Consider the following 25,305-nt stretch of genomic DNA (forward strand, 5'->3'; position numbering starts at 1 on the left):
CAGAACAATACAATGATCCGCAGGCTTGCGGCCATTCGGGTGTCGGACGCCACGAATGAAGCCCTCAAAGAAGGCCCACTCATCGTCGGATATCAGGTTGCGCGCCAAGCCCATCTCCCAAGTAGAGATGAGCTTGAATCATAGGACGCCTGCCAGCGGAATCCCTTTTGTCAACACAATCTACCCTGTCTGCGTTAAGTTGAATATGGACGCCGGATATTTCTATCTTGCCCGAAGCATGTAGACGAATCGCACTCGCGCCGCAGACGATATCAATCCGGCTGCCGCTTTCGACAGCGGTGTTGTCTGCGGCGGCTAGCAGCGTTGAACCACCTGAATTGGCCTGCAGCAGTTTTCCGGCATGAACTGACTTGTTCTTCCCAACCGTTTCTTGCGCTGAATCTTTTATGAAAGTCAGGCGCGAAGCACCTGCATCCTCAACGAGAGAAGTCTGGGCATAGATGGTCAATTCCCCGACCTAAGCGCGGAATTCATCGCTTTAGTCTTACCTTAGGTCAGGACTCATATCCAATAGGTTACGGTTGCTGCGCGTGCGATGGCGGAGAGGAAGACTTGCGAACACACGAATCTCGACCGGCGAGAGATATTCAAGCCACAAATCCTGGGTTTTAGCTGTTGATCGTCGGCAGATTTCTTTGTGTCATGGGTTCGTCGGGGGGTGCTCTAGTGCATCAATCAAAAACGAACATTAGCGAAAATTCACGTTGACTATTCGCACCAACTGGGTTGTCTTGATTGGCGTGGAGGAATTAAAACGTGGCGCAAAACGCGAAAGATTCGGAAGTGATCGACCTCTTCATTATTGGCGGGGGCGTGAACGGTTGCGGGATTGCCCGCGATGCCGTTGGCCGTGGCCTGACCGTCACTTTGGCCGAGATGAACGACTTGGCCTCGGCCACCTCATCCGCCTCGACCAAGCTGTTTCACGGCGGGCTGCGCTATCTTGAATATTTCGAATTCCGGCTGGTCCGCGAAGCGCTGATCGAGCGGGAAACCCTGCTGCGCGCCATGCCGCATATTTCATGGCCGATGCGCTTCGTGCTGCCCTATCACCCGGATATGCGGTTTGAAGGTGAAACTCCGGCCTCGCGACTTTTGGGGCTGTTCATGCCGTGGCTAAAGGGGCGTCGCCCAGCATGGCTGATCCGGCTGGGGCTGTTTCTTTACGACCATCTGGGCGGGCGGAAAATTCTGCCGGCGACATCCTCGGTTGATCTGACCACCGATCCTGCCGGGCGGGTCTTGCAGCCGAAATACATGAAGGCATTCGAGTATTCAGACTGCTGGGTGCAGGATTCGCGGCTGGTGGCGCTGAATGCCCGTGACGCCTCGGATCGCGGCGCTCGTATCCTTACCCGGACCCGGGTTGACTCCGCCCATCGCGAAGCGGGGTTGTGGGTGATCGAGATGACCCATGACGATGGCCGCAGCGAAACCGTCCGCGCCCGTGGGCTAGTCAATGCGGGCGGCCCCTGGGCCGGCGAGATCATCCGTGACCGTATCCACGTCCCCTCGACCGAGGGTGTGCGTCTGGTTCGTGGCAGCCATATCGTCACCCGCCGCCTGTTCGACCACGACCGCTGCTATTTCTTTCAGGGTTCGGACGGGCGGATCATCTTTGCGATCCCCTATGAGCAGGACTTTACCCTGATCGGCACCACCGATCAGGACCACAAGGGCGATCCCGGCAATGTCACCTGCACCGATGCCGAAAAGGAATATCTTTGCGCTTTCGCCTCGCAATATTTCGCCAACCCGGTCACCCCGGACGATATCGTCTGGAGCTATTCCGGGGTGCGGCCGCTTTATGATGACGGCGCGAAATCGGCGACAGCAGCGACGCGGGAATATGTGCTGACGCTGGATGCCGCCGATGGACAGGCGCCGCTGTTGAACGTGTTTGGCGGCAAGATCACCACCTATCGGCGTCTGGCCGAGGCTGCGCTGGCCAAGCTTGCCCCGCATTTCCCGCAAGCCTCGGGCAAATGGACGGCGGGCGTGGCGCTGCCCGGAGGGGATTTCCCGGTCGATGGGGTCGACAAGCTGAAACAGGCGCTGCTGACGGAATATCCGTTCCTGGCAGCAGCCTGGGCCGGGCGATTGGTGCGGACCTATGGCATCGATTCACGGCAGATCCTGAACGGCGCGACCAGTACCGCCGATCTGGGCCGCGATTTCGGCGCGACTTTGACCGAGGCCGAGGTAAACTGGCTGATCGCCAAGGAATTCGCGCGCACCGCCGATGATATCGTCTGGAGACGTTCGAAACTGGGACTACACCTGACCGAGGAGCAGGTGACGACACTAAGCGACTTCATGACGGGTGCCGTTGCCGCGCATCGTCGGGAAGGCTGCGCCGCAGAATAGGGAGGAGGCCCTGATGGCACTGGAACTGATCGGCGTCAGCAAAGAGGTCGGTGCGCGCACGCATATCGCGCCCACGTCGCTGGTGCTGGAAAAGGGCACGATGAACGTGCTGCTGGGCCCGACCCTGTCAGGCAAGACCAGCCTGATGCGGCTGATGGCGGGGCTGGATGTGCCGACCGCTGGGCGCATCATCTGGGACGGCAAGGACGTGACCGGTATGCGGGTGCAAGACCGCAAGGTCGCGATGGTCTATCAGCAATTCATCAACTACCCGTCGATTTCCGTTTACGACAACATTGCCTCGCCGCTGCGGTTGCAGCGCAAATCGAAGGCAGAAATCGACAGCGCCGTCCGCGCCACCGCCGAGATGATGAAACTGACGCCGCTGTTGCAGCGCAAGCCGTTGGAACTGTCGGGCGGCCAGCAGCAGCGTTGCGCGCTGGCCCGTGCGTTGGTCAAGGGCGCCGGGCTGGTGCTGCTGGATGAGCCGCTGGCCAATCTGGACTACAAGCTGCGCGAGGAATTGCGCACCGAGATCCCGAAGATATTCGAGGCCTCCGGCGCGATCTTCGTCTATGCCACCACCGAACCGGAAGAAGCGTTGCTGCTGGGCGGCAATACCGCGACGCTGTGGGAAGGCCGGGTGACGCAATTCGGCCCGACGCCTCTGGTCTATCGCCAGCCGAAGGATGCGACGACGGCGCGGGTATTCTCGGACCCGCCGATGAATTTCCTGCCGGTCACCAAGGCCGGAGCGCGGCTGTTGTTCGGTGAGGGGCAGAATGCCCCGGCGGGCGGCACATTCGCTGGCATTCCCGATGGCCGCTATCTGGCCGGTTTCCGCGCCAATCACATCGAAATCGCCCGCCCCGGCACGCCGGCAGGCGGCGCGCTGGAGTTTCGCTGCACACTGGCGGTCACCGAGATCACCGGGTCCGAGACCTTCGTGCATCTGGATCACGGCGGCGACCGTTGGGTGGGCCTGCTGCCGGGGGTGCAAGATTACGTGGCGGGGGATGAGCTGACAATCCGGCTGGATCCGGCCTTTGTCTATGTTTTCGGCGAGGACGGCGCATTGGTGGCATCCGCCCCCTATGCAGCCGCTGCCTGACGCCGAAAGGGGGGAGATCATGGCAAAAATTACCCTGTCCAACCTCGCGCATTCCTATGTGCCCCAACCAAAGGGGCCGCAGGATTTCGCGCTGAAGGAAATGGACCATGTCTGGGAAGACGGCGCGTCTTATGCGCTGCTCGGCTCGTCCGGCTGTGGCAAGACCACGCTGCTCAACATCATCTCGGGGCTGCTCAGACCCAGTCAGGGGCGGGTGTTGTTCGGCGACCGCGACGTGACCGACGCGCCGACGGCAGAGCGTAACATCGCGCAGGTGTTCCAGTTCCCGGTGGTTTACGACACCATGACCGTGCGCGACAATCTGGCCTTTCCGCTGCGCAATCGCGGTATGGATGCCGATTATATCCGCCAGCGCGTGCAGGCCATCGCCCAGATGATCGGGATGGAGGCGGTGCTAGATCGCAAGGCGCGCGGGCTGACCGCCGACGCCAAGCAGAAGATCAGCCTTGGCCGTGGCATGGTCCGGCAGGATGTGAATGCGATCCTGTTCGATGAGCCGCTGACGGTGATCGATCCGCATATGAAATGGGAGCTTCGCACCCAGTTGAAATCGCTGCATCGCGAATTCAACCATACCATGATCTATGTCACCCATGACCAGACCGAGGCGCTGACCTTCGCCGAGAAAGTCGTGGTCATGTATGATGGCCGCGTGGTCCAGATCGGCACCGCGCAGGAATTGTTCGAGACCCCGGCCCATACCTTCGTCGGCTATTTCATCGGCTCGCCCGGCATGAACCTGCTTGACGCGCGGATCGAGGGGAACGTTGCCCATATCGAAGGCAGCGTGGTCCCGCTGGGCGCGGGCTACGGGCCGGTTTCCGGTCGCACCCAGATCGGCATTCGCCCGGAATTCGTGCGGCTGAGCGCGAGCGAGGGCCTGCCGGTCAAGCTGCGCCGGGTCGAGGATGTGGGCCGCCACAAGATCGTCCGGGCCGAGTTCTTTGGCCGCGAAATCAACATCATCGCTGATGAAGGAGCCGAGATCGGCGCGGATATGACCCGCGTGACCTTCCGCCCCGAACGGATCAGCGTCTATGCCGACGATTGGCGCGTGGCGCCCGCCGGACAATTGGGGGAGGCTGCGTGATGGATAAACCCGTCAACAACAAGGCGTGGTTTCTGGTCCTGCCGGTGCTGGTGCTGGTGGCCTTTTCGGCGGTGATCCCGCTGATGACCGTGGTAAACTATTCGGTTCAGGATACGTTCGGCAATAACGTCTTCTTCTGGGCCGGGCTGGAATGGTTTGAACAGGCACTGTCCTCGTCACGGCTGCATGATGCGCTGCTGCGGCAGATCCTATTTTCGGTCATCATTCTGGCGATTCAGGTGCCGCTGGGCATCTTCGTGGCGCTGAACATGCCGAAACGGGGCTTCTGGGCGTCACTTTGTCTGGTGCTGATGGCGTTGCCGCTGCTGATCCCGTGGAACGTGGTCGGCACGATCTGGCAGATCTTCGGGCGGGTCGATATCGGGCTGCTGGGCTATACGCTGGACAAGCTGGGCATCAACTACAATTACACCGCCAACGCCATTGACGCCTGGGTGACGGTGATCGTCATGGATGTCTGGCACTGGACCTCGCTTGTCGCGCTTTTATGCTATGCCGGGCTGCAATCGATCCCGGACGCCTATTATCAGGCTGCCAAGATCGATCAGGCCAGCCGCTGGAAGGTGTTCCGCTATATCGAGCTGCCGAAGATGCAGGGGGTGCTGCTGATTGCGATCCTGTTGCGCTTCATGGACAGCTTCATGATCTATACCGAACCCTTCGTCGTCACCGGAGGCGGGCCGGGCAATGCCACCACCTTCCTGTCGATCGATCTGGTGAAAATGGCGATCGGACAGTTCGATCTTGGGCCTGCCGCCGCGTTTTCGATCATGTACTTCCTGGTCATCATGCTGATTTCATGGGTGTTCTACACCGTTATGACCAATCTGGACAAACGGGAGGAGATGCAATGAGCGACGCAACCCTGTCCCTTCCCGCCAAACGCAGCCGTGCCCTGCCGCGCGTCAATGGCAGCGCGGTTGTCATGGGACTTTATATCCTGTTCCTGATGCTGCCGATCTACTGGCTTGTTAACATGAGCCTGAAGACCAATACCGAGATCACCTCGACCTTCACGCTCTGGCCGCGCGACCTGACCTTCGCCAATTACCGGACCATCCTGACCGACCCAAGCTGGTATATGGGCTATGTCAACTCGCTGATCTATGTGGTGATGAACACGGTCATCTCGATCAGTGTGGCGCTGCCTGCGGCCTATGCCTTCTCGCGCTATCGGTTTTTGGGCGACAAGCACCTGTTCTTCTGGCTGCTGACCAACCGCATGGCACCGCCCGCGGTCTTTGCGCTGCCGTTCTTCCAGCTTTATTCCTCGGTCGGGCTGTTCGATACGCATATCGCGGTGGCGCTGGCGCATTGCCTGTTCAACGTGCCGCTGGCGGTGTGGATCCTTGAGGGGTTTATGCGCGGCGTGCCGAAGGAAATCGACGAGACCGCCTATATCGACGGCTATTCCTTCCCGCGCTTCTTCGTGAAGATCTTCATGCCGCTGATCGCATCCGGCATCGGGGTCGCGGCCTTCTTCTGCTTCATGTTCTCATGGGTGGAACTGCTGCTGTCGCGCACCCTGACCAGCGTGAACGCCAAGCCCATCGCCGCGACCATGACCCGCACGGTGTCGGCCTCGGGGATGGACTGGGGCGTGCTGGCGGCGGCCGGGGTGCTGACCATCGTGCCGGGGGCCTTGGTGATCTATTTCGTCCGCAACTACATCGCCAAGGGCTTTGCCCTGGGCCGCGTGTAAAGGGGGTTATGCCATGAACCTGACATGGATGGCATGGACCATGCCGACCGCGATCTTCTTTCTGGTGATCGCCGCGTTGCTGATCCTGATGACGATCCTTGCGATCCGCTACCCGGAAACGCCGCGCGTCGGCGTGTTGCGGATCGAGACGACACGCGGTGACCGCCTGTTCATCAGCCTGCTTGGCTCTGCCTTTATCTGCCTTGCATGGCTTGCCGCCTTCGGCGCCCCTCTTTGGGGGGGGCTGATCCTCTGCCTCGTCTATGCAGCCGCCGTGTTCCGGTGGGTGTGACGGGAGACATAAACAGTCACAATGTTCTTTCAGGGAGGAGAGACATGAAACTGCGACATACTTCAACGGCCATCGCCTTGGCGCTGGCGCTGACTTCGGGACCGGTCTGGGCTGATATGGACGCTGCGAAAGCGTTCCTTGACGCCGAGATCGGCGACGTTTCGGTGCTGACCCGCGAAGAGCAGGAAGCCGAGATGCAATGGTTCATCGACGCGGCCCAGCCTTTCCAGGGGATGGAAATCAAGATCGTGTCGGAAACGATCACCACGCATGAATATGAAAGCAAGGTGCTGGCCCCGGCCTTCACCGCGATCACCGGCATCAAGATCACCCACGACCTGATTGGGGAAGGCGATGTCGTCGAGAAGCTGCAAACCCAGATGCAGACCGGCGAAAACGTCTATGACATGTATATCAACGATGCCGACCTGATCGGGACGCATTGGCGCTATCAGCAGGTCCGCAACATGACCGACTGGATGGCGGGCGAGGGCGCGTCTGTCACCAACCCGAACCTTGATCTGGACGATTTCATCGGGCTTGCCTCAACGACGGCGCCCGATGGCAAGCTTTACCAGCTTCCGGTTCAGCAATTCGCCAACCTTTACTGGTTCCGCCACGACTGGTTCACCGATCCCGAGATCATGGCCGAATTCAAGGCCGAATACGGCTATGACCTTGGTGTGCCGGTCAACTGGTCGGCCTATGAGGACATCGCCAAGTTCTTCACCGGCAAGACCATCGACGGCGTGCAGGTCTATGGCAACATGGACTATGGCAAGAAAGACCCCAGCCTTGGCTGGCGCTTCACCGATGCCTGGCTGTCGATGGCCGGGGCTGGCGACAAGGGTGAGCCGAACGGCTTCCCGGTCGATGAATGGGGCATCCGCGTCAACGAAAACTATCAGCCCGTGGGTTCCTGTGTGGCGCGCGGTGGCGATACCAATGGCCCGGCTGCCGTCTATGCGATCCAGAAATATATCGACTGGCTGCAAAACTACACCCCGCCCGCCGCTGCCGGCATGACCTTCGGCGAGGCCGGTCCGGTCCCGGCGCAGGGCAATATCGCCCAGCAGATGTTCTGGTACACCGCCTTCACCGCCGACATGGTCAAAGAGGGCTTGCCGGTCATGAATGAAGACGGCACCCCGAAATGGCGCATGGCCCCGTCGCCCTATGGCGCCTATTGGGAAGAGGGGATGAAGGTCGGCTATCAGGACGTGGGTTCGGCCACGCTGATGACCTCGACCCCGGTGGACCGGGCGCAGGCGGCCTGGCTTTACGCGCAGTTCATCGTGTCGAAAACCGTCGATACCAAGAAATCGCATGTCGGCCTGACCTTCGTGCGCGACAGCTCGGTCCGGCACGAAAGCTTCACCGAGCGGGCACCGAGACTGGGCGGCTTGGTTGAGTTCTACCGTTCGCCCGATCGTACCCGCTGGTCGGATACCGGGCTGAACGTGCCCGATTATCCGCGTCTGGCGCAGCTTTGGTGGCAGAATATCGGCGATGCCTCGTCGGGTGCGAAGACCGCGCAAGAGGCGCTGGATGCGCTTTGCGAACAGCAGGAAGCGGTGCTGGACCGGCTTGAGCGTTCCGGCGTGCAAGGCGATCTTGGCCCGGTCCTGAACGAGCCGCAGGATCCGCAATACTGGTTCGACCAACCGGGCGCACCGAAACCGAAGCTGGAGAATGAAAAGCCCACTCCGGTCACGATCGCCTATGAAGAGCTGATCAAGCGCTGGCAGGAATAAGCCTGTCGATTTCGGGGGCGCGTCCACACGCGCCCTCGTCTATGTTCCGTTGCGGGTGGACCGTATCCCGGCATTGGTTCTGCGTCGCGCAGCTTGGTGTGTTCGATCCGCTTACATGCGTCCGTTTTCATGCCGGATTTCTAAGATGGATCCCTGCTGTGACAGGTGCAAATGCTGAGCTGATCGGATGTCATTCCCTCAGATCCGTCGCGAGTTATTATCCCTCATTCCCACCGTCAGCTTTCGTATCTCATCGTGGCCTCGACCGGGTAAGGAATGGTGGTGATTTCGTCCAGAATAGCCAGTGAGCCAACGATCAGCGCGCGGATGCCATTTCGATGTTCCGCGTGAATCGCGCTTGCTCCGTCGGGGCGGTCCAAGTCTTGGTTGCAGTCCATATCGATCTTGGGCAACACCGTATCCGCCACCGCGACACAGTGAAACGCAATCGTCAACAACAGCCAACGCGACTGCGCGAAGGTGATGCCGCAGATGCGGGTCATTTCCTCCTGATGCGCCACAATCTTATCGATCATCGCCCTTGTGATCATGTCGCCACGCAGCAGATAGGGTGCGACGCCGGGATGAGCCTCGACAAGGCTCCAGATCGATTCGGCAAAGGTCGTGAGATAGCTTTCAAGCGACCCATCTGCGGCCTTGATCGGCGGCGGAAACTGCCAGCGCAGAAATATCGCTTCTGCCACGATCTGTCGAAGCTCATCGAGCCCAGAGATATGCTTGTAAAGCCCCATATGGCTGACCCCAAGATGTGCTGCCACGCCGATAACGGTTAGATCAGGCAGGCCGATCTTGATGCCCGCATCGGCAATCCGTTCGCGCGTGATGGTGGGGGGGCGACCGCGCGGAGGCGCATTCTTGTCTGGAATCACTGGCTTTCTTTCGCGCTCTGGCTGCGGCTTACGCGCTGCGGCGTTGTTGGTTGGTCATGAAATAAGCGTCTCTTTTTCTAACAAATCCGGCCTGTTGTCACGAGCCAGCGACAGAAGTTGACTGTTTCTGTCGATTAGTTTATCGGCATGCAACTATATTTAGTTTAGTATCATGCAACTAAATAGTGCAGGGACACTGACCATGAGCGTTTTTGACCAGATCCGGGCCCCCGGATCATTCCCGCGGCGGCTTGCTGTGAGACGGCTTCTTCTGTCCACGATGTTCTTTGGCATTGCTTGTGCCGCGGCTTCGCCCGGCCCTGCACTGGCGCAGAATGCCGATGCAGAAGCGGCGAAAAGTCCCGCCACGACGGAGGCTGTCGTGCTGGATACAATTGTTCTCAGCGCGGCGGGTCAGCTCCCTGCGGAATATTCGGGCGGGCAGGTTGCCACCGGAAGCGGTGTCGGCCTGTTGGGCAACAAGGACATTATGGACACGCCCTACAGCACGGTCGCCTATACCGAGAGCCATATCCAGAATCGCGAGGCGCAGGATATCGGTGCGGTCATCGGCGCGACCGATCCTTCGGTCTTTGTTCCGAACAAGCGCAATATTTTTGAGACCTACACGATCCGTGGCTTTTCCAGCTCAGCCGATGACCTGTTGTTCGCCGGGCTGATCGGCATGGCACCCAACATGCGCGGGACGACGGAATTTGCCGAACGGGTCGAGGTGCTGAAGGGGCCATCGACCTTCCTCTACGGTATGCCTCCGGGGGGGAGCGTCGGTGGCGCGGTGGCGCTGGTGCCGAAACGGGCGGCGGATCAGCCTTTGACCCGGCTGACCACGACCTATGCCGCAGATAGCCTGCTGGGCGTTCATGCCGATATCGGTCGCCGGTTCGGCGCCGATAAGGAATGGGGCTTGCGGGTCAACGCGGTCTCGCGCGATGGCGATACGGCAACCGACGGTGAAAAGCATGGCGTCGATATGGGTGCTGTCGCGCTCGATTGGCGGGGTGACCGGGCGCGGGTCTTCCTTGACTACTACAAGCTGCGCGAGGACATGAACGGGGTCAATTACTTCGGTGTTTCCTTAGGGCCCGATGTGACCGTGCTGCCGGCGGCACGCAATGGGGAAAACCCGCTTGCCGCGCCGTGGTCCTATAACACCAATGAGACCGAGACATTTGTGCTGCGCAGCGAGATCGATCTGACGGATGCGGTGACCGCCTGGGCAAGCTTTGGTCGCAAGACCGGCGGTTATGACGCATTGGTCACCTCGAGCATGATCGCCAACAACGATGGCGATCTTCTGGTCAGTGGCATCCGCTCGAAACGCCAGGGAACGCAGGAATCGGGTGAGGTCGGGCTGCGTGGCAACTTTTCCACCGGCGGCGCTGACCATGACTGGACTATCACCGCGACCCACTACCGTTCGACGAATACCTTCAAGGATGCGCGTCTTGGTGTCACCTCGGATACGAATATCGCCGATCCGGATTGGGGACTTGCCCCGGATCTGACGAACTATGACGCGGGCGGCCCCACCCAGATCATTGGGCAGAAGCTGACCAGCATCGGCGTGGGCGACACGATCAGCGTTCTGCAGGACAGGCTGCAACTGACCTTCGGGCTGCGCCATCAGAAGATCGAAAGCCGCAACGTGTTGATTGATCCGGCGGGCGTTCGGAGCGCTGCATCAACCTATGATTCCAGCCGGACTTCGCCCGCCTTCGCCGTCGTTTACAAGGCCGCCGAGAACCTGTCTTTCTATGGAAATTATATCGAAGGGCTCAGCGCGGGGCAGGCAGCACCGGTGACGGCGGTGAATGCCGGTCAGGTGCTGGCGCCCTATCAGACCAAACAGGTCGAGATCGGCGGCAAATGGGATTTGGGCGGTTTCACCACGACGCTGGCATTGTTCCAGATCGAAAAGCCAAGCGCCTATCTGGACCCGGTCAGCATGGTTTACGGCGTTTATGGAGAGCAGCGTAATCGGGGTGTCGAGGCCAATGTCTTCGGTGAAATCCAGCCCGGGCTGCGTCTGCTTGGCGGTGCATCCTATATCGATGCCAAGGTCACCAGCGCCAGCGATCCTGCGAATGACGGCAAGACGGCGGCGGGCACCCCGGCCTTCATGGCAAAGCTTGGTCTGGAATATGATCTGCCCTCGCTGCCCGGCCTGACCCTGACCGGCAACCTGAATCATATCGGCAAGCGCTATGCGAACAACGACAACAGCCTGTCGCTGCCCTCCTATACCGTTCTTGATCTTGGTGCGCGCTATGAGACCCAGATCAGCGGCAATCCTTTGTCTCTGCGGGCCTCGGTTCAGAACGTGACGGATGAAGCCTACTGGGTCGGAGGCAATCTGTCGGGCGGCTATGGTGCGCCACGCACGTTATTGCTGTCGGCGTCGATGGACTTCTGATCCGACCTTTTTCCTTACCATCTGAAACGGTGACAGCGGCTTATTCGCTGCCGCCACACCTCCGCCCGGTGGACCATTGGCAATGAGTCACGATACAGCCTCCGTCTTGACCGCCCCGTTATCTCCGGTCCGGCTATTGCTGCGGCCGATCCGTGCACGGCTTTGGCTGGCAATGGTGCTGGCCGGGGCCGGGCAGGGCCTGACGCTGATCCCGCTGGCCGGGATTGGTCATGCGGCTCAGCTTGCGCTGAACGGGGGCATGGTGCCGGTCGCGCCGCTGGTCGTATTCTGCCTGCTTTGGCTTGGCCTTGGACTTGCACTGATGACGCTGTCTGAGTTTCTGGCGCATCTGGCAGATAACCGGCTGACAACAGGCCTGAGGCTTCAACTTGCCGACCATCTGTCCCGCCTGCCGCTGGGCTGGTTCGGTCGCCACGAATCCGGCGAGATCAAGCAGTTTCTGCAGGACGATATCGCCGCGCTGCACGGCCTGAGCGCGCATTACTATACGACCAGGGCGCGCTGTATCGGTGCAATGATGGCATCGGTCTTGTTTCTGTTCTGGATCGACTGGCGATTGGCATTGCCAGCCTTGCTGCCATTTCCGCTGTTCTACCTGATCTTTGGTGCAGCAAAGCGATCCATCAGTGCCGAACGCATGCAGGCTTTCATCGACGGGCAGGCGCGGATCAATAATGCGGTGGTGGAATTCCTTCAGGGCCTGCCTGTGCTGAAGACCTTTGGCGAGACAGGCCGGGCCTCGGATCGCTATCATGCCGCTGTGAGCGATTTCGCGACCGCTTTTCTGGGATTTACCCGCCCGCTGATCGCGCCGATGGCGAATGCAAACGCCGTGATCGCGCCCGTGACGGTGCTGGGCGTGACATTGGGTGTTGGCACGGTTTTCATCGCGGCTGGGGTCATTAAACCTGCGGTTTTGCCGGCCTTTCTGTTGATCGCGCCGGGCATCTCTGCCCCGCTGATGCTTTTCGGCTTTCTTGGTCACGCTGTCGCCAACGCCACGGGGGCAGCGGAACGGATCTGCGCCGTTCTGGCCACGCCTCCTCTGCCCGAGCCGTCGCCCGAGGCGCAGCGAAAGCCACGCGGCTATAAGATCAGCTTTCACGGGGTCAGCCATGTGCAAGACGGTGGCCATACCGTCCTGTCGGATATCGATCTGACGCTGGAAGAGGGCAGCGTCACCGCGCTGGTCGGCCCGTCCGGCGCTGGCAAATCGACACTGGGGCGGCTGCTGCTGCGCTTTGACGATCCATCGCGGGGCCAGATCACATTGGGCGACGCCGACCTGCGCCAGATCGGAAACGCCGAACTATACCGCCATATCGGCTTTGTCCTTCAGGATGTCCGGCTGATCCGTGCCAGTCTGCACGACAATATCGCGCTTGGCCGTATGACGGCGAGCCGCGCCGAGGTCGAGGCGGCGGCGCGCGCCGCAGCTATCCATGACCGGATCATGGCGCTGCCGAACGGATATGACACGGTTGTCGGTGATGACACGCGGCTGTCGGGGGGCGAGGCGCAGCGTGTCAGCATCGCTCGCGCGGTGCTGTTGGATGCGCCGGTGCTGGTGATGGACGAGGCAACTTCGGCCATCGATCTTGAAAACGAAGCATTGGTGCAGGCGACGCTGGCGCGGTTCGCGCAGGGCCGCACCGTTCTGACGATCGCGCATCGGCTTGATACCATTTTTGCAGCGGACCGGATTATCGTCATGGATCAGGGGCGCATTGTCGAGGATGGCTGCCACCAGATGCTGTTAGCGGCGGGCGGGCTTTATGCGCGGCTCTGGTCTGCGGGTGGTTATGGCGGTGCGCCAGAGGACCGGCGATGATCCGAGGTCTTACGCATCTTCTGGGCCCCGATCACACGGTTCTGCGGCGTTATATCTGGCTGGCGCTGGTCTCTGGGGTATTGAACGGGCTGACCATCGCGGCAATCGCGCCGGTGCTGACCCGCCTTCTACACGGGGACATTCGCGCGGCACTGCCATGGCTTTGCGCGATGCTGATCGGAGTATTGATCTGCTGGCTGTGGCGCAGGCGCGTCGAGATGGCCGGTGTCGATGTTGGCATTGCGGTGCTTGGCCGGGGTCGCGCGCGGATCGGCAATCACGTCTCGTCGCTGCCAGCAGGCTGGTTCACGCCCGATAACACCGCCCGCTTAAGCCACGTCATTACAGATGGCGTGATGGAGGTGGCGCAGCTTCCGGCGCATGTCTTTACCCCGGTTCTGTCGGGGATGGTGGTGCCGGTCACGGTGTCATTGGCCTTGCTTGCACTAGACTGGCGAATGGGCCTGTTGGCGCTGGTGGCCTTGCCGATTATGGCGGTGGTCTTTGGTCTTGCGGCGCGTCTAGGCGCATCTGCAGATGCCGTGTGGCATCAAAGCGCAGCGGAAACCAGCGCCCGAGCGGTCGAGTTTGCGCACGATCAGGCCGTCATGCGGGCATTTGGCGGCGGCACGGATTTTCTGGATCAGGCGGTCGCGTTCCAGCAGAAGACGGGGGGCCGGCTGATCCGGTTGTCGCTTCTGTCGGGGATAATGAACGGCTGGCTGGTGCAGACGGTGTTTGCCGGGCTGCTGATCATTGGTTTGCAAAAACTGGCGCCAGGTGCATCGTCCCAAACGATTATCGCGGCGGTCGTGTCGTTGTTGCTGGCCAGTCGCTTCGTCGAGCCGCTGTTGGAAGTCGCAGCCTATGCCGGGGCGTTACATGGTGCGCGCGGCCAACTTGATGCGATTGACGCGATCCTGTCTGCCACGCCCTTGCCGGAACCAGATCGGCCACAGTTACCCGCAGACAGCACGGTTGAACTGCGGAATGTGACCTTCCGTTACAGCCCCGGCGCCCTTGCGGTTCTGGATGATGTCTCGTTCCGTATCGCTCCGGGCGAGATGGTTGCGCTTGTCGGTGCCTCGGGGTCAGGGAAGACGACGATATTGCGGCTGGTTGCGCGGTTTCTTGACCCCGAAGATGGCTGCATCGCCATTGGTGGAATCGATCTGCGCTGTATCGGTGCCCGTGATCTGACAGCCAGTATCAGCCAGGTTTTTCAAGAAAGCTGGCTGTTTTCCGGCACGATCCGCGAGAATATCCTGCTTGGCCGGGCCCGGGCCAGCGACGCGGAATTGGCCGAGGCGATCCGGCTTGCCGGGATGGATGAGATCATCGCCCGCCTGCCTGACGGACTTGAGGCCGAGGTGGGGGGGGCGGGCAGCCTGCTATCGGGCGGCGAGCGTCAGCGGGTTGCCATCGCGCGCGCCCTGATCAAGCGTGCCCCTATCCTGCTGGTCGATGAGGCGACGGCGGCGCTTGATGCGGAGAATGAGGCGATCATCGCCGATGCGCTGGCTGGTCTGCGCGGCAAAGCCACGATCATCGTGATTGCACACCGACCTGCGACACTGCGGATGGCCGACCGAATCCTGACATTGGCGCAGGGCAAGCTGATCAAGAATGGAAGTTCCGGCGGCGCACGAGGCGAGCCGTGATCCGCGTTGCCTTACCTGTCGCCTTTCTCTTTCTATGTCTTGCCTCGATCTCTATCGGGGCCGGGCGGATGAGCCTTTCCGCGCTGTGGTCGCTGGACCGAGAGGCATGGCTGACGCTGACGGCAAGCCGTATACCGCGCCTTGCAACCCTGATCCTGACGGGTATCGGGCTGGCGGTCTGCGGGGTGATCCTGCAGCACGTGGTCCGCAACCGTTTCGTCGAGCCAGCAACGACTGGCGGGTTGGAAGCGGCGAAGCTGGGTATTCTTGTCGCACTGACGCTGATGCCGGGACAGGGGCAGGGCGCGCGGATGGTCATGGCGATGGCGTTCTGCTTCGTCGCCAGCCTGATCTGGGTTGCGCTGATTACCCGCATCCGGCTCCGCAATGTCGTGCTGGTTCCGGTGATCGGGCTGATGTATGGCGCGGTGCTTGGCGCGCTGGCTGATCTTTATGGCTACAGTCGCAACATACTGCAAAGCATACAGGGCTGGATGCTTGGCGATTTCTCGAAGATCGTGCAGGGCAATTACGAAATCGTCTGGCTGATCCTGCCTGTCGTCGTTCTGACCAGCCTATTCGCGCATCGCCTCACCCTCATGGGTATGGGGCAAGAGATGTCCCGCAGTCTTGGCCTTCGGTGGGAGGGTATGGTCCTGCTGAGCCTGATGCTGGTATCGGCCACGGTGTCGGTCACGGTCATTACCGTAGGTGCGATCCCGTTTGTGGGTCTGGTCGTGCCGAATCTCGTCACGCTGTGGAAGGGCGACAACCTTTCACGGACCCTGCCGTTGGTCGGGTTCGGCGGGGCGGTTCTGCTTCTGGTCTGCGACATTCTGGGCCGACTGGTGATCCGGCCTTATGAAGTGCCGATCGGGATGACGGTCGGCGGGATCGGTGGGCTGATCTTTCTTGCGCTCATCCTGAAGAGGGTCGGCTGATGAGGGTGGCGCTGATCCTGACGGGCCTTCTGGCGCTGGCGGCGCTTTACGTGTTGCCGGGGTCGGGCCTCGATATGGACTACGTGATCCCCAGACGGCTCGGCAGGCTTGCCGCAATGGTGATCTGCGGCATCGCGGTGGCGTTCTCTTCGATCACCTTCCAGACCCTGACCGGCAATCGCATCCTGACACCGTCGATCATGGGATATGAGGCGGTCTATCTGATGTGGCAGTCGCTGATGATCCTGTCACTTGGCACCGCCAGTCTGCGATTGATGGGCACGAACGGCAATTTTATCACCTCGATTATGATCATGCTGGCGTGGTCGCTGGCCTTGCATCGCTGGCTGTTTCGGGACGGGCGAAACAATGTCTGGCTTCTGCTGCTGGTCGGACTGGTGCTGACCATGGTGATCACGACCTTCACCCAGTTTGTGCAACTGCGCATCAGTCCCGGAGAGTTCGCGGTTTTCCAAAGCTTCGCGCAGATGTCTTTCGACCGGGTCGATTCTGTCCGGCTTGTCTGGTCGGCGGCGCTGCTGGCGCTGGTGATCGCTGCAGGGTGGCGCAGTCTGAGAGTGCTGGACGTGCTGGCCCTTGGCCGCGATCAGGCGATTTCACTGGGCGTTGATCACCGAGCGATGGTGCGATTTCTGCTGGCGCTGATCTCGGTTCTGGTGGCGGTCTCGACCAGCCTGATCGGGCCAAGTGCCTTCATGGGCATCTTCGTGGCCAATGTTGCCTATCTGCTTGCACCGGATGCCAGACATCGCAGGCTGCTACCGATTGGCGCGGCCATTGCCATCGCGATGTTCCTGATTGCGCAGATCATGGTCGAGCAGGTCTTCGATTCCAGAACCACAGTCGGGATCCTTATCAATCTGACCTGCGGCGTCTGGTTTCTGGCACTGATGCTGCGATCCGGGAGGCAAGGATGATCGCCGTTGACGGCCTTTGCAAAAGCTATGGTTCCCGGCAGGTTCTGTCCGATGTCAGCGCCGAATTTCCGGCCGGGCAACTGACGGCGCTGATCGGCCCGAATGGGGCGGGCAAGTCCACGTTGCTGATGCTGATCGCCCGCCTGTTGGCTCCGGGCGCAGGCACCATCACCCTGAGCGGCCGCGACATCGTGCAGATTCCGATTGCCGATTATGCACGGCAGGTCGCGACGCTGCGCCAGATGCCCGCGCTGGATCTGCGGCTGACGGTTGAAGATTTGGTCAGCTTCGGGCGCTTTCCCTATAGCAGGGGCCGACTGACAGCAGATGATCGCCGCGCGGTGGATCATGCGATCTCGTTCCTGTCGCTGGACCAGATGCGCCACGCCCGGATCGACGAACTTAGCGGCGGTCAACGTCAGATGGCATTCCTTGCCATGACCATCGCACAGGAGACGCCCTGCTTGTTGCTCGATGAGCCGCTCAACAATCTCGATATTCATCATGGCGTGCAAATCATGTCGGCGCTGCGCGAACTGTGCGACGGGACTGGCCGGACGGTCGTTCTGGTCATCCATGACATCAATTTCGCGATCAACTTTGCCGACCGAATTCTGGCGCTGAAGGGGGGGCGGGTGCATTCGGCGGGCACTGTCGATGAGCTCGCGACCCCGTCGCGGCTGAGTGATCTGTTCGATCAGCGCTGCGAAATCCTGAACCGGCCAACAGGTCGGCTTTGTGACTATTTCACCAAAGGAGAGACAGAATGATCAGGCTTCAAAGGCTGATGGCATTCGCGTTGGTTCTGACCACGCTGACCGCCGCTATTCCGGCCAGGGCCGATGATTTCGCGCCGATTACCGTGACACATTCGCTGGGCGAAACAGTGATCGGGCAGCGTCCCTTGACCGTCGCTGCGCTTGACATGAACGAGCTCGACTTCCTTGACCGTCTTGGCGTGCCGGTCGCCGGGGCCCCCAAGGATTTCGTGCCACATTTCCTTGAGAAATACCGTGACGACGCTGCCGTTGCCGATCTGGGATTCATCGTCAAGCCGAACATCGAAAAGGTCCACGCACTGCGCCCGGACCTGATATTGATCACATCGCTTCAGGCCGAGCATTATGCCGAAATGTCGCGCTTTGCCCCGGTGATCCATTTCGACGTCGATTATCGCGACAGCAGCGCCGATCATATCGGCATTGTTCGCGACCATTTTCTGTTACTGGCGCAGATATTCGGAAAAGAAGACCGCGCGCAGCAGGTTTTGGCAGAGTTCGACCGGAAACTCGCGGACGTGCAGGCTCTGACGAAGGACAGGCCGGAACGCGCGCTGATTGTCATGCATAACAATGGCGCCTTTAGCGCATTCGGCACGGCTTCGCGCTATGGCTTCGTTTTTGACGCATTCGGGGTGAAGCCCGCCAATCCCGAAGGTGACAGCGCGCTGCATGGTCAGCCCGTCACCAGCGAGTTCATTCAGGCCACCAACCCCGACATGATTTTCGTGATTGATCGCACGGCGGTGATGGAGCGGCGCGATGTGATCGACGTGGCGTCGCTGGAAAACCCATTGCTGCGCGAAACCCGCGCCTGGCAGAACGGGAAGGTGATCCTCGTCGATCCCGAGGCCTGGTATGTGACCGCAGCCAGCATCACCCCGCTGGAGATCGTCATGGAAGAGGTGGGTGAGGCTTATAGCGATTGATACAGCATCCTGACGGGGTTGTTTACGGGCCAGATCGCGAAGCTGCATTGGCAAGAGGCCGCATATTCCGCGCGCCACAACACGACCTCGCAAATGCGGGTTTGGGGCCTCTTTACCTCCTTTATCGGCAGTGTGAGTGGATCTGAGCAATTGTCCGATCGGCAAGAAATTGCCCACGCCATGAGCGCGGGAAATATTTTCTTCTAAGACGTGATTTCCGGGGCATACTCAGAATCACGTTATCGCATTGTAACAGTTTGATAAAATTTCGCATTAACACGTCTTCTGCGTGTGGTGAGCGCCATATCATTGCTCATCGCGAAGAACGCTCAGGGCGTCTCCATTGACGGAGTGACAGATGGAAGTCGGTACTGAACCTAACCAGACTGCGGGCCGTGATGCTGTTACAGGGGGGAAATTTCCGCCGGCGATCCGGTTGGCCGCCCAGATGCCGGAAGCCGGTGATGCGCGCGAGGAAGCGGAAAAGCTTGGTATCGAGTGGGAGCGGCCGGACGGCGACAATCGCTCTGCCAAATATATTCTGGATAACCATCCGGTGCTGAAAGACCTCGGCAATCAGGAGAAGATACGGGACAAGCTCAAGGAGCGCGTCGGGGATTTCGAAACCGATGCGGATGCCGCCTATCGCGCGGTTCAGGTGCTGGAACATATCGAAAAGTTCGACAGCAACGGCGACAGGATCGCGGGCAAGGGCGTCGGCGACGGGCGCATCAACGGCATTACCCCGAATGAACAGGTCATCCACGGCACCGAGGCCGGTCGCCTGATGGATTTCGGCAAATACGGGTTTGAACATCTGAACGGGAACCTGAAGGACGCGGATTCGGCGTGGATGGACCCGGAGGCCAAGGATAAGGCGAAGTCGCTTGGCATCAGGTGGGAACGCCCCTCTGACGATAAGCGGTCGGCGCAGGACATCATCGACAAGGACCCGCTGCTAAAGAATCTGGGCAACCAGAGCGGCGTCAAGGACATGCTGAAGGACCGCGTCGGCGATTTCGAGAATGACGCCGATGCCGCCTATCGGGCCTCGCAGGTTCTGAACCATATCGAGCGCTTCGACAGCGACGGTAAGGAACAGAACGGCAAGAAGGTGGGCGATGGTGTCGTTGATGGCTTCACCAAAAGCGGCGAAGCGAAGAACGGCACCGAGGCCGGGCGTTTGCAGGATTTCGGCAAATACGGCTTTGACCATCTTCAGGGCGAATTGCCGAACCAGCTTGATGCGGCTGACGATGAGGATGCCCGCGAACAGGCGGAAGCGCTTGGCATCGCATGGGAACGGCCCGAGGATGACGACCGATCGGCGCAAGATATCATCGACGGCGATCCGCTGCTGAAGAACCTCGGCAATCAGAGCGATGTCAAGGAACGGCTGAAGGAACGGGTCGGCGATTTCGAAACCGATGCCGATGCAGCCTACCGGGCTTCACAGGTTCTGCGCCATGTCGAGCGGTTCGACGCGGAAGGCGAAGCCATCGTCGGCAAGAATGTCGCGAACGGCAAAGTCGATGGCTTCACCAATAGCGACGAGGCCAGGCATGGAACCGAGGCGGGCAGGCTTCAGGACTTTGGCAAATACGGCTTCGAGGCCCTGTCCGGCGATCTGAACGAGCTGCCAGAGACCTCTGACAAAGAATCGGCCCAGAGCGACGCGGAAGAATTGGGCATCCAATGGGAACGCCCGGAAGGCGATGACCGCTCGGCGAAGGATATCCTGAGCGATTATCCTTTGCTGCGGAATCTGGGCAATCAAAGCGGCGTCAAGGACATGCTGAAAGAGCGTGTCGGCGATTTCGACACTGACGCCGATGCCGCCTATCGCGCGGCGCAGGTGCTGGAGCATGTTCAGCAATTCGACAGCGATGGAAAGCAGATCAAGCGTGATCGGTCGCGCGGCAATGACAAGATCGACGGCTTTACCAGCAGCGACGAGGCGCGCCCCGAGACCGAGGCCGCCCGGCTTCAGGATTTTGGCAAATACGGCTTCACCCACCTGAACGGCAAGCTGGAAGACCGCTCTGCCATCGAGGCGGGCGACAAGGTCGAGATCAAGGATGAAGAGGCCGAGCGTGAGAAGGCCGAAGCCTTGGGCCTGAAATGGGAACGTCCCGAAGGCGATGGCCGTTCAGCCCATGACATCATTCAGGGCTCGCCCCTGTTGCGTGATCTGGGCAATCAAGAGGATGTCCGCGACATGCTGAAAAGCCGGGTCGGCGATTTCGAGCGTGACCCGGATGCCGCCTATCGCGCCGAGCAGGTTCTGAACCATATCGAGATGTTCGATGGCGAAGGGAATACCCGCAACGACAAGCATGTCGGCAACGACCGTGTTGACGGTTTCACCGGCAGCGATCAGGCCAAACCCGATACCGAAGCGGGCCGCCTGAAGGATTTCGGCAAATACGGCTTTGGCAATCTGAAGGGCAATGTCCCTGATTATTCCGAGGTCGGGAATGATGCCGAAAGCCGCGAAAAGGCCGAGGCGCTTGGGATCGAATGGGAACGCCCCGAGGGTGATGACCGCTCGGCCAGGGATATCGTGAACGGCACGCCGGTCTTGCGCGATCTGGGCAATCAAAGCGGTGTCCGCGATCTGCTGAAAAGCCGGGTCGGCGATTTCGAAACCGATGCCGATGCGGCCTACCGCGCCAAGCAGGTGCTGGAGCGGATCGAGAAATATGACAGCAGCGGCAAGCCGCAGGCGGGTGACAAGGTCGATAACGGCAAGGTCGATGGCTTCACCAATAGCGGCGAGGCCGAGAACGGGACCGAGGCGGGCCGTTTGCAGGATTTCGGCAAATACGGTTTTGACAGCCTTGAGGCAGAGATGGCCTCGGGCGATCAGTTCGATAAATATCTGGAAAAGAACCCCGACGCCGACGGCGCGTCGAAGAAGATCACCGAATATGCGTCAATCCTGCACGACAATTTCGACACGGTGATGAAGGCGACCGGCGGCGGCGAATTCATGACGGTCGAGAAGCTGCAACAGTTCAAGGACGAATATCCGGGTCTTGACGGCAAATTCGGTGAAGCCATCGATTTCTGGAGCAATCCCGGCAGCTTCTCGGCGCTGGAAACCAGTCTGGACAAGCTGCGCTATGATTCCGATGGCCTGCTGGCGAAGAAGGACATTTCGCACTGGATCGAAAAGGAAGCGCCCAAAGACGCGGAATCCGCGATCCACATGGTCGTCGATGCCGCGGATCGTAATTCGGTTGCGGGGGTCAATACGAAGCAATTCGACGACGAAATCTTCCGTGACCCCGACCGCTTCTCGCCGAAAGAGAAGGCGGCGGTCCTGCAGGATCTGCGCACAGGACGTGATCTGGTGGCCATCGGGCAGCAATCCGGCATGTGGGACCTGCCGCAGATGGAGAAGAAGCTTTCCAATCAGGCCGGTCTGAAGGGCACGCCGGACGAGATCATTGCCGAGATCGACCAGAAGATCGCGATCCTGAGCAAGGACCCCGAGGTTACGGAGTTCATGAACGAAAACGCCGCCAATGCGCTGACCGATTTCGTGGACAGCAATCCGGCGCTGAAGAAAGAGCTGGAAAGCACCTACAAGAACGACATTCAAAACGGCGCGTTTCTGGAGGACAACTGGAACGGCGAGAATGCCTCGACGCGGACGGAAAGCCTTGGCTCTTTCTTCCAGACGGGGCGGATGTATCAGGCAGCGCTTGGGCTGGACGACCAGAAGGTGTTGCAGGACGCCGTCAAGAACTCGAAACACAATGGCGAGTTGCAGGATTTCTACGAAAAATCGCTGGTCTCGGGCGATCGCTTCAAAGAGCTTTTGCAGGACAATTCCCCGGAAGAGGCGATCAGTGCCTTCAGCATGGAGGTGGCGCTTTACAACTCGGCGCTGGATCGTGACTTCACCAACGGCTTCGACAGTGAATTGCAGGACAATTTCACCAATCTCGCCAAGGACAACATCTTCAAGGATGCGACCTTCGACGATCTGAAGGCAGCCTTCGGCGTCGATGGCGGTGAAGAGCTGGACGAAGAAAAGCTGCTCACCATGGTCGAGGAATTGGCCGAGACCAATCCAGAGCTGCTGGTCGATGTGAACGGCAAGATGGCGAAGCCGATGGATTTCGTCGGTGCGTTCAAGGCGCAATGGGACATTCTGAACGGCGGACTTGGGACGCTGAACGATCTGGAATTGCTGAACGGCGGCACCACCAAGAACATGCTGGACAAGGGGGTCATGCACGGCGTCACGGGTCTGATGCTGGCGGGTGTGACCATCGGCAAGGCCATCGCCGCCGATGACCCTATGACTGAAAAGCAGAAGGTGGAGATTGCGATCGGTTCCGTGCAAACGGCAGCAACGCTGGCGCAGGGCGGAACCAAGGGGTTCAAGGACTATCTGACCAAGGCCGGATTTGGCGACAAGGCCCAAAGCATTCCCGGCAATGTCGGGGTGTTGGCCGGCGTGGCGCTGGCCGCCTATGGGATCTTCGACGGTGTGAAGTCGATCCGAAATGGCGATCCTTTGACCGGCGGGATGACCATTGCAACAAACAGCATCGGCCTGATGGGCGGGCTGGTTTCGGGTGTGAAATCCGGGATGGGGCTGCTTGGGATGACGGTGCCGCATTTCATCACCGCCTTGTCGGGCGGATTGGGGCTTGCGGGCAGCGTTCTGGGCGCCGCGTCGATCTTTATCCTGGCGGCGATCCAGCAAAGCGAAATGTCGTCGCGAGAGAATGATTACACCAATCTTCTGAAATCGCGCCTGTCGAAATACGGCATCAGCGGAGAGACAACGGCCGGTGCCTGACATGGCTCTTTCCGGGTCATGATGCGAAATAATCAATGGGAGGAAATATGGAAATCGGAAAAACGTTTCCCGGCCAAAATATCGGGGATATTTTCGGAGGCGGCGTCGGCAATATATTCGACGATCTCGACAAATTCGCCGACAAACTTCCGCTCAAAAAACCGGCGGTGACCACCGACTATACGTTTGGCACGTTCAACGCCTATGGCGGAAAGGGCTATGATCTTCAATCCGAGGTGGATGAGATCGGCAATTTCGTCAACGGGACCGGACCGCAAGGTGATGCGCCTCTGGACATCGTGGGGTTTCAAGAGGTTGGCGGCGTTCAGCCGGGGTCACAGATCGCCGGTGAAATGGCGCGGAATGGCATGAACGGCTATATGGATGAGGGCGGGAATCCGATCTATTGGAAGGCGTCAAAATTCGATGTCGTTCATCAGGAAACGCTTGTTATCCATGATAAAAATGAGGTTCCGTCGGGGCCGGGCGTGCCCGAAAACATCGGTGACGACCGCGTTTCGGATCAGCGGCGCACCACGACGTTTGTTGTTCTGAAGGACAAAGAGACAGGCGCGGAAATGCTGGTGACCAACCGGCATCAGGATCACCAGATCAAGGGCTGGAATCACGAAAATCACCGTGATGCGCATAAAGCGATGAGCAATATCAAAGCCGACGAAATCATGGAAAAGTTTCCCGGCATCAGCGCCCGCGTTGATCTTGGGGATTTCAACGAAGGGCTTTCAGACGTTGATCGAATTGGCCCGGAAAGCGTTGATCCGGATAATCCGAGCGACAATAAATACGATACCACCACAGATGAAACGTATATCGACCACATTCTCTCTGAGGGATCGGATTTTGAAACCTCTGCCGGGGATACGAAAACCCATTACTATGAGAAAGTGAAAGGCGAAGGCCATTTCAATAGCGATTCCTATTCGCATCCGATGATGTCGCAAACCATCACGGTCCGATCCAGCCAAGAAGAAATTGACCGGGCCGAAGATGACCGCGCACTTCCCGGAAATGGTTCGGGTGCGGTGTTCTATGAGGATGGCGCGTATCGCGGTGACGCCTGGGCCGTGGGGTTCGGCAGGGACAGCTTTAGCAGCTATGATGGCTTCGATGGCTGGAAGCATAAGGACTGGAACGACGACACCACCTCGATTGCGGTGACGCCTGATGCTGATCTGACCGTCTATAAAGAGACGGATCATGATGGTGAGGACGGTTGGAAAGTTGACGAGTCAACGTCGAATGTCGGCAAAGACTGGAATGACAAGATTTCCGCTTATCACCTGAAGAACCGATAGGTCTGGTACCCCACCGGCGGCCATCGGGTTTTCTTCTTGGCTCGATGGCCTGCCGTACCTTCGCGTCCAGCCCGTAGGTATCTGGCTTCTGAAAAGCCTATAGCACAATGCAAAAACCCCCGCCCTTGAAAGGCGGGGAGATGCTCCCTGTTGGAGATGCCGAGATTATTTATAGATGTCTTCGGCAGTTTATATCAGGAGGTGTTTCTGCCCTGCGGGACGAAAATCAGCCGCCCATCGCATTACGCAGAGCATCAAGCATCGCGTTATACTGAGCCTACTGCATAGCTGCGAGGAGTTCTTGAAGTTGCTGCATGGATTCTACCCTCCTTGTCGTTTTGATATATTTGCCCTTAGGACGATCATT

At 59.6% G+C, this 25,305-nt stretch carries 18 protein-coding genes and 1 pseudogene; 16 read left to right on the forward strand and 3 right to left on the reverse strand.

Features of this window, described 5'->3' with window-relative positions; translation table 11 throughout:
* Positions 1 to 114: pseudogene (locus JJJ17_RS00005) on the reverse strand (IS5/IS1182 family transposase); the annotation flags it as partial.
* On the reverse strand, positions 80 to 469 hold the full coding sequence (locus tag JJJ17_RS00010; RefSeq protein WP_200682879.1) for a hypothetical protein: 390 nt from the start codon (positions 467 to 469) through the stop codon (positions 80 to 82). The pseudogene JJJ17_RS00005 and the gene JJJ17_RS00010, both read right to left, overlap by 35 nt.
* Before the next feature lie 308 nt (positions 470 to 777).
* Here JJJ17_RS00010 and glpD point away from each other — a divergent pair, with 308 nt between their 5' ends.
* The 7 genes from glpD to JJJ17_RS00045 are packed head-to-tail and all read left to right on the forward strand — an operon-like array spanning position 778 to position 8,379.
* Positions 778 to 2,388 carry a glycerol-3-phosphate dehydrogenase gene (glpD, locus tag JJJ17_RS00015; RefSeq protein WP_200682880.1) on the forward strand — a complete coding sequence of 537 codons (1,611 nt, stop codon included), beginning with the start codon at positions 778 to 780 and terminating at the stop codon, positions 2,386 to 2,388.
* A 13-nt stretch (positions 2,389 to 2,401) separates the two neighbouring features.
* On the forward strand, positions 2,402 to 3,499 hold the full coding sequence (locus JJJ17_RS00020) for an ABC transporter ATP-binding protein (RefSeq protein WP_200682881.1): 1,098 nt from the start codon (positions 2,402 to 2,404) through the stop codon (positions 3,497 to 3,499).
* A gap of 19 nt (positions 3,500 to 3,518) precedes the next feature.
* Positions 3,519 to 4,610 carry an ABC transporter ATP-binding protein gene (locus JJJ17_RS00025; RefSeq protein ID WP_200682883.1) on the forward strand — a complete coding sequence of 364 codons (1,092 nt, stop codon included), beginning with the start codon at positions 3,519 to 3,521 and terminating at the stop codon, positions 4,608 to 4,610.
* Positions 4,610 to 5,485, forward strand: a complete 876-nt coding sequence (locus JJJ17_RS00030) for a carbohydrate ABC transporter permease (protein ID WP_200682884.1) — start codon at positions 4,610 to 4,612, stop codon at positions 5,483 to 5,485. The genes JJJ17_RS00025 and JJJ17_RS00030 overlap by 1 nt, the downstream gene beginning before the upstream one ends.
* The gene (locus tag JJJ17_RS00035) at positions 5,482 to 6,333 is read left to right on the forward strand and encodes a carbohydrate ABC transporter permease (protein ID WP_200682885.1); all 852 of its coding nucleotides are present in this window, start codon (positions 5,482 to 5,484) and stop codon (positions 6,331 to 6,333) included. The genes JJJ17_RS00030 and JJJ17_RS00035 overlap by 4 nt, the downstream gene beginning before the upstream one ends.
* A 19-nt stretch (positions 6,334 to 6,352) precedes the next feature.
* Positions 6,353 to 6,625 carry a DUF2160 domain-containing protein gene (locus JJJ17_RS00040; protein WP_200684680.1) on the forward strand — a complete coding sequence of 91 codons (273 nt, stop codon included), beginning with the start codon at positions 6,353 to 6,355 and terminating at the stop codon, positions 6,623 to 6,625.
* A 44-nt stretch (positions 6,626 to 6,669) separates the two neighbouring features.
* Positions 6,670 to 8,379, forward strand: a complete 1,710-nt coding sequence (locus tag JJJ17_RS00045; protein WP_200682886.1) for an ABC transporter substrate-binding protein — start codon at positions 6,670 to 6,672, stop codon at positions 8,377 to 8,379.
* Between the two features lie 236 nt (positions 8,380 to 8,615).
* Here the strand turns inward: JJJ17_RS00045 and JJJ17_RS00050 are convergent, their stop codons facing one another.
* On the reverse strand, positions 8,616 to 9,269 hold the full coding sequence (locus JJJ17_RS00050) for a TetR/AcrR family transcriptional regulator (protein ID WP_200682887.1): 654 nt from the start codon (positions 9,267 to 9,269) through the stop codon (positions 8,616 to 8,618).
* 256 nt (positions 9,270 to 9,525) lie between these two features.
* Here JJJ17_RS00050 and JJJ17_RS00055 point away from each other — a divergent pair, with 256 nt between their 5' ends.
* From JJJ17_RS00055 to JJJ17_RS00095, 9 genes are all read left to right on the forward strand, one after another.
* Positions 9,526 to 11,703 (forward strand): TonB-dependent receptor, encoded by a 2,178-nt coding sequence (locus JJJ17_RS00055; RefSeq protein WP_325168732.1) that lies wholly within the window; start codon positions 9,526 to 9,528, stop codon positions 11,701 to 11,703.
* Between the two features lie 82 nt (positions 11,704 to 11,785).
* Entirely contained in the window at positions 11,786 to 13,555 is a 1,770-nt protein-coding gene (locus JJJ17_RS00060) for an ABC transporter ATP-binding protein (RefSeq protein ID WP_200682889.1), read from the forward strand.
* A complete protein-coding gene (locus JJJ17_RS00065) occupies positions 13,552 to 15,216 on the forward strand; it encodes an ABC transporter ATP-binding protein (RefSeq protein ID WP_200682890.1) in 1,665 nt (554 codons plus the stop codon). Before JJJ17_RS00060 ends, JJJ17_RS00065 begins: the two co-directional genes overlap by 4 nt.
* On the forward strand, positions 15,213 to 16,157 hold the full coding sequence (locus JJJ17_RS00070; protein ID WP_325168733.1) for an ABC transporter permease: 945 nt from the start codon (positions 15,213 to 15,215) through the stop codon (positions 16,155 to 16,157). Before JJJ17_RS00065 ends, JJJ17_RS00070 begins: the two co-directional genes overlap by 4 nt.
* Positions 16,157 to 17,095, forward strand: a complete 939-nt coding sequence (locus JJJ17_RS00075) for an iron chelate uptake ABC transporter family permease subunit (protein ID WP_200682891.1) — start codon at positions 16,157 to 16,159, stop codon at positions 17,093 to 17,095. The genes JJJ17_RS00070 and JJJ17_RS00075 overlap by 1 nt, the downstream gene beginning before the upstream one ends.
* Positions 17,092 to 17,865 (forward strand): iron ABC transporter ATP-binding protein, encoded by a 774-nt coding sequence (locus JJJ17_RS00080; RefSeq protein ID WP_200682893.1) that lies wholly within the window; start codon positions 17,092 to 17,094, stop codon positions 17,863 to 17,865. Before JJJ17_RS00075 ends, JJJ17_RS00080 begins: the two co-directional genes overlap by 4 nt.
* Positions 17,862 to 18,803, forward strand: coding sequence for a siderophore ABC transporter substrate-binding protein (locus tag JJJ17_RS00085; RefSeq protein WP_200682894.1), 942 nt, complete (start codon positions 17,862 to 17,864; stop codon positions 18,801 to 18,803). The genes JJJ17_RS00080 and JJJ17_RS00085 overlap by 4 nt, the downstream gene beginning before the upstream one ends.
* Positions 18,804 to 19,161: 358 nt before the next feature.
* Positions 19,162 to 23,622 carry a type III effector HrpK domain-containing protein gene (locus JJJ17_RS00090; protein ID WP_200682895.1) on the forward strand — a complete coding sequence of 1,487 codons (4,461 nt, stop codon included), beginning with the start codon at positions 19,162 to 19,164 and terminating at the stop codon, positions 23,620 to 23,622.
* Positions 23,623 to 23,669: 47 nt separating this feature from the next.
* On the forward strand, positions 23,670 to 24,938 hold the full coding sequence (locus tag JJJ17_RS00095; RefSeq protein ID WP_200682896.1) for an exonuclease/endonuclease/phosphatase family protein: 1,269 nt from the start codon (positions 23,670 to 23,672) through the stop codon (positions 24,936 to 24,938).
* The last annotated feature ends 367 nt before the right edge of the window (positions 24,939 to 25,305 follow it).

This window comes from Paracoccus caeni, from assembly GCF_016629665.1.
GTDB lineage: Bacteria > Pseudomonadota > Alphaproteobacteria > Rhodobacterales > Rhodobacteraceae > Paracoccus > Paracoccus caeni.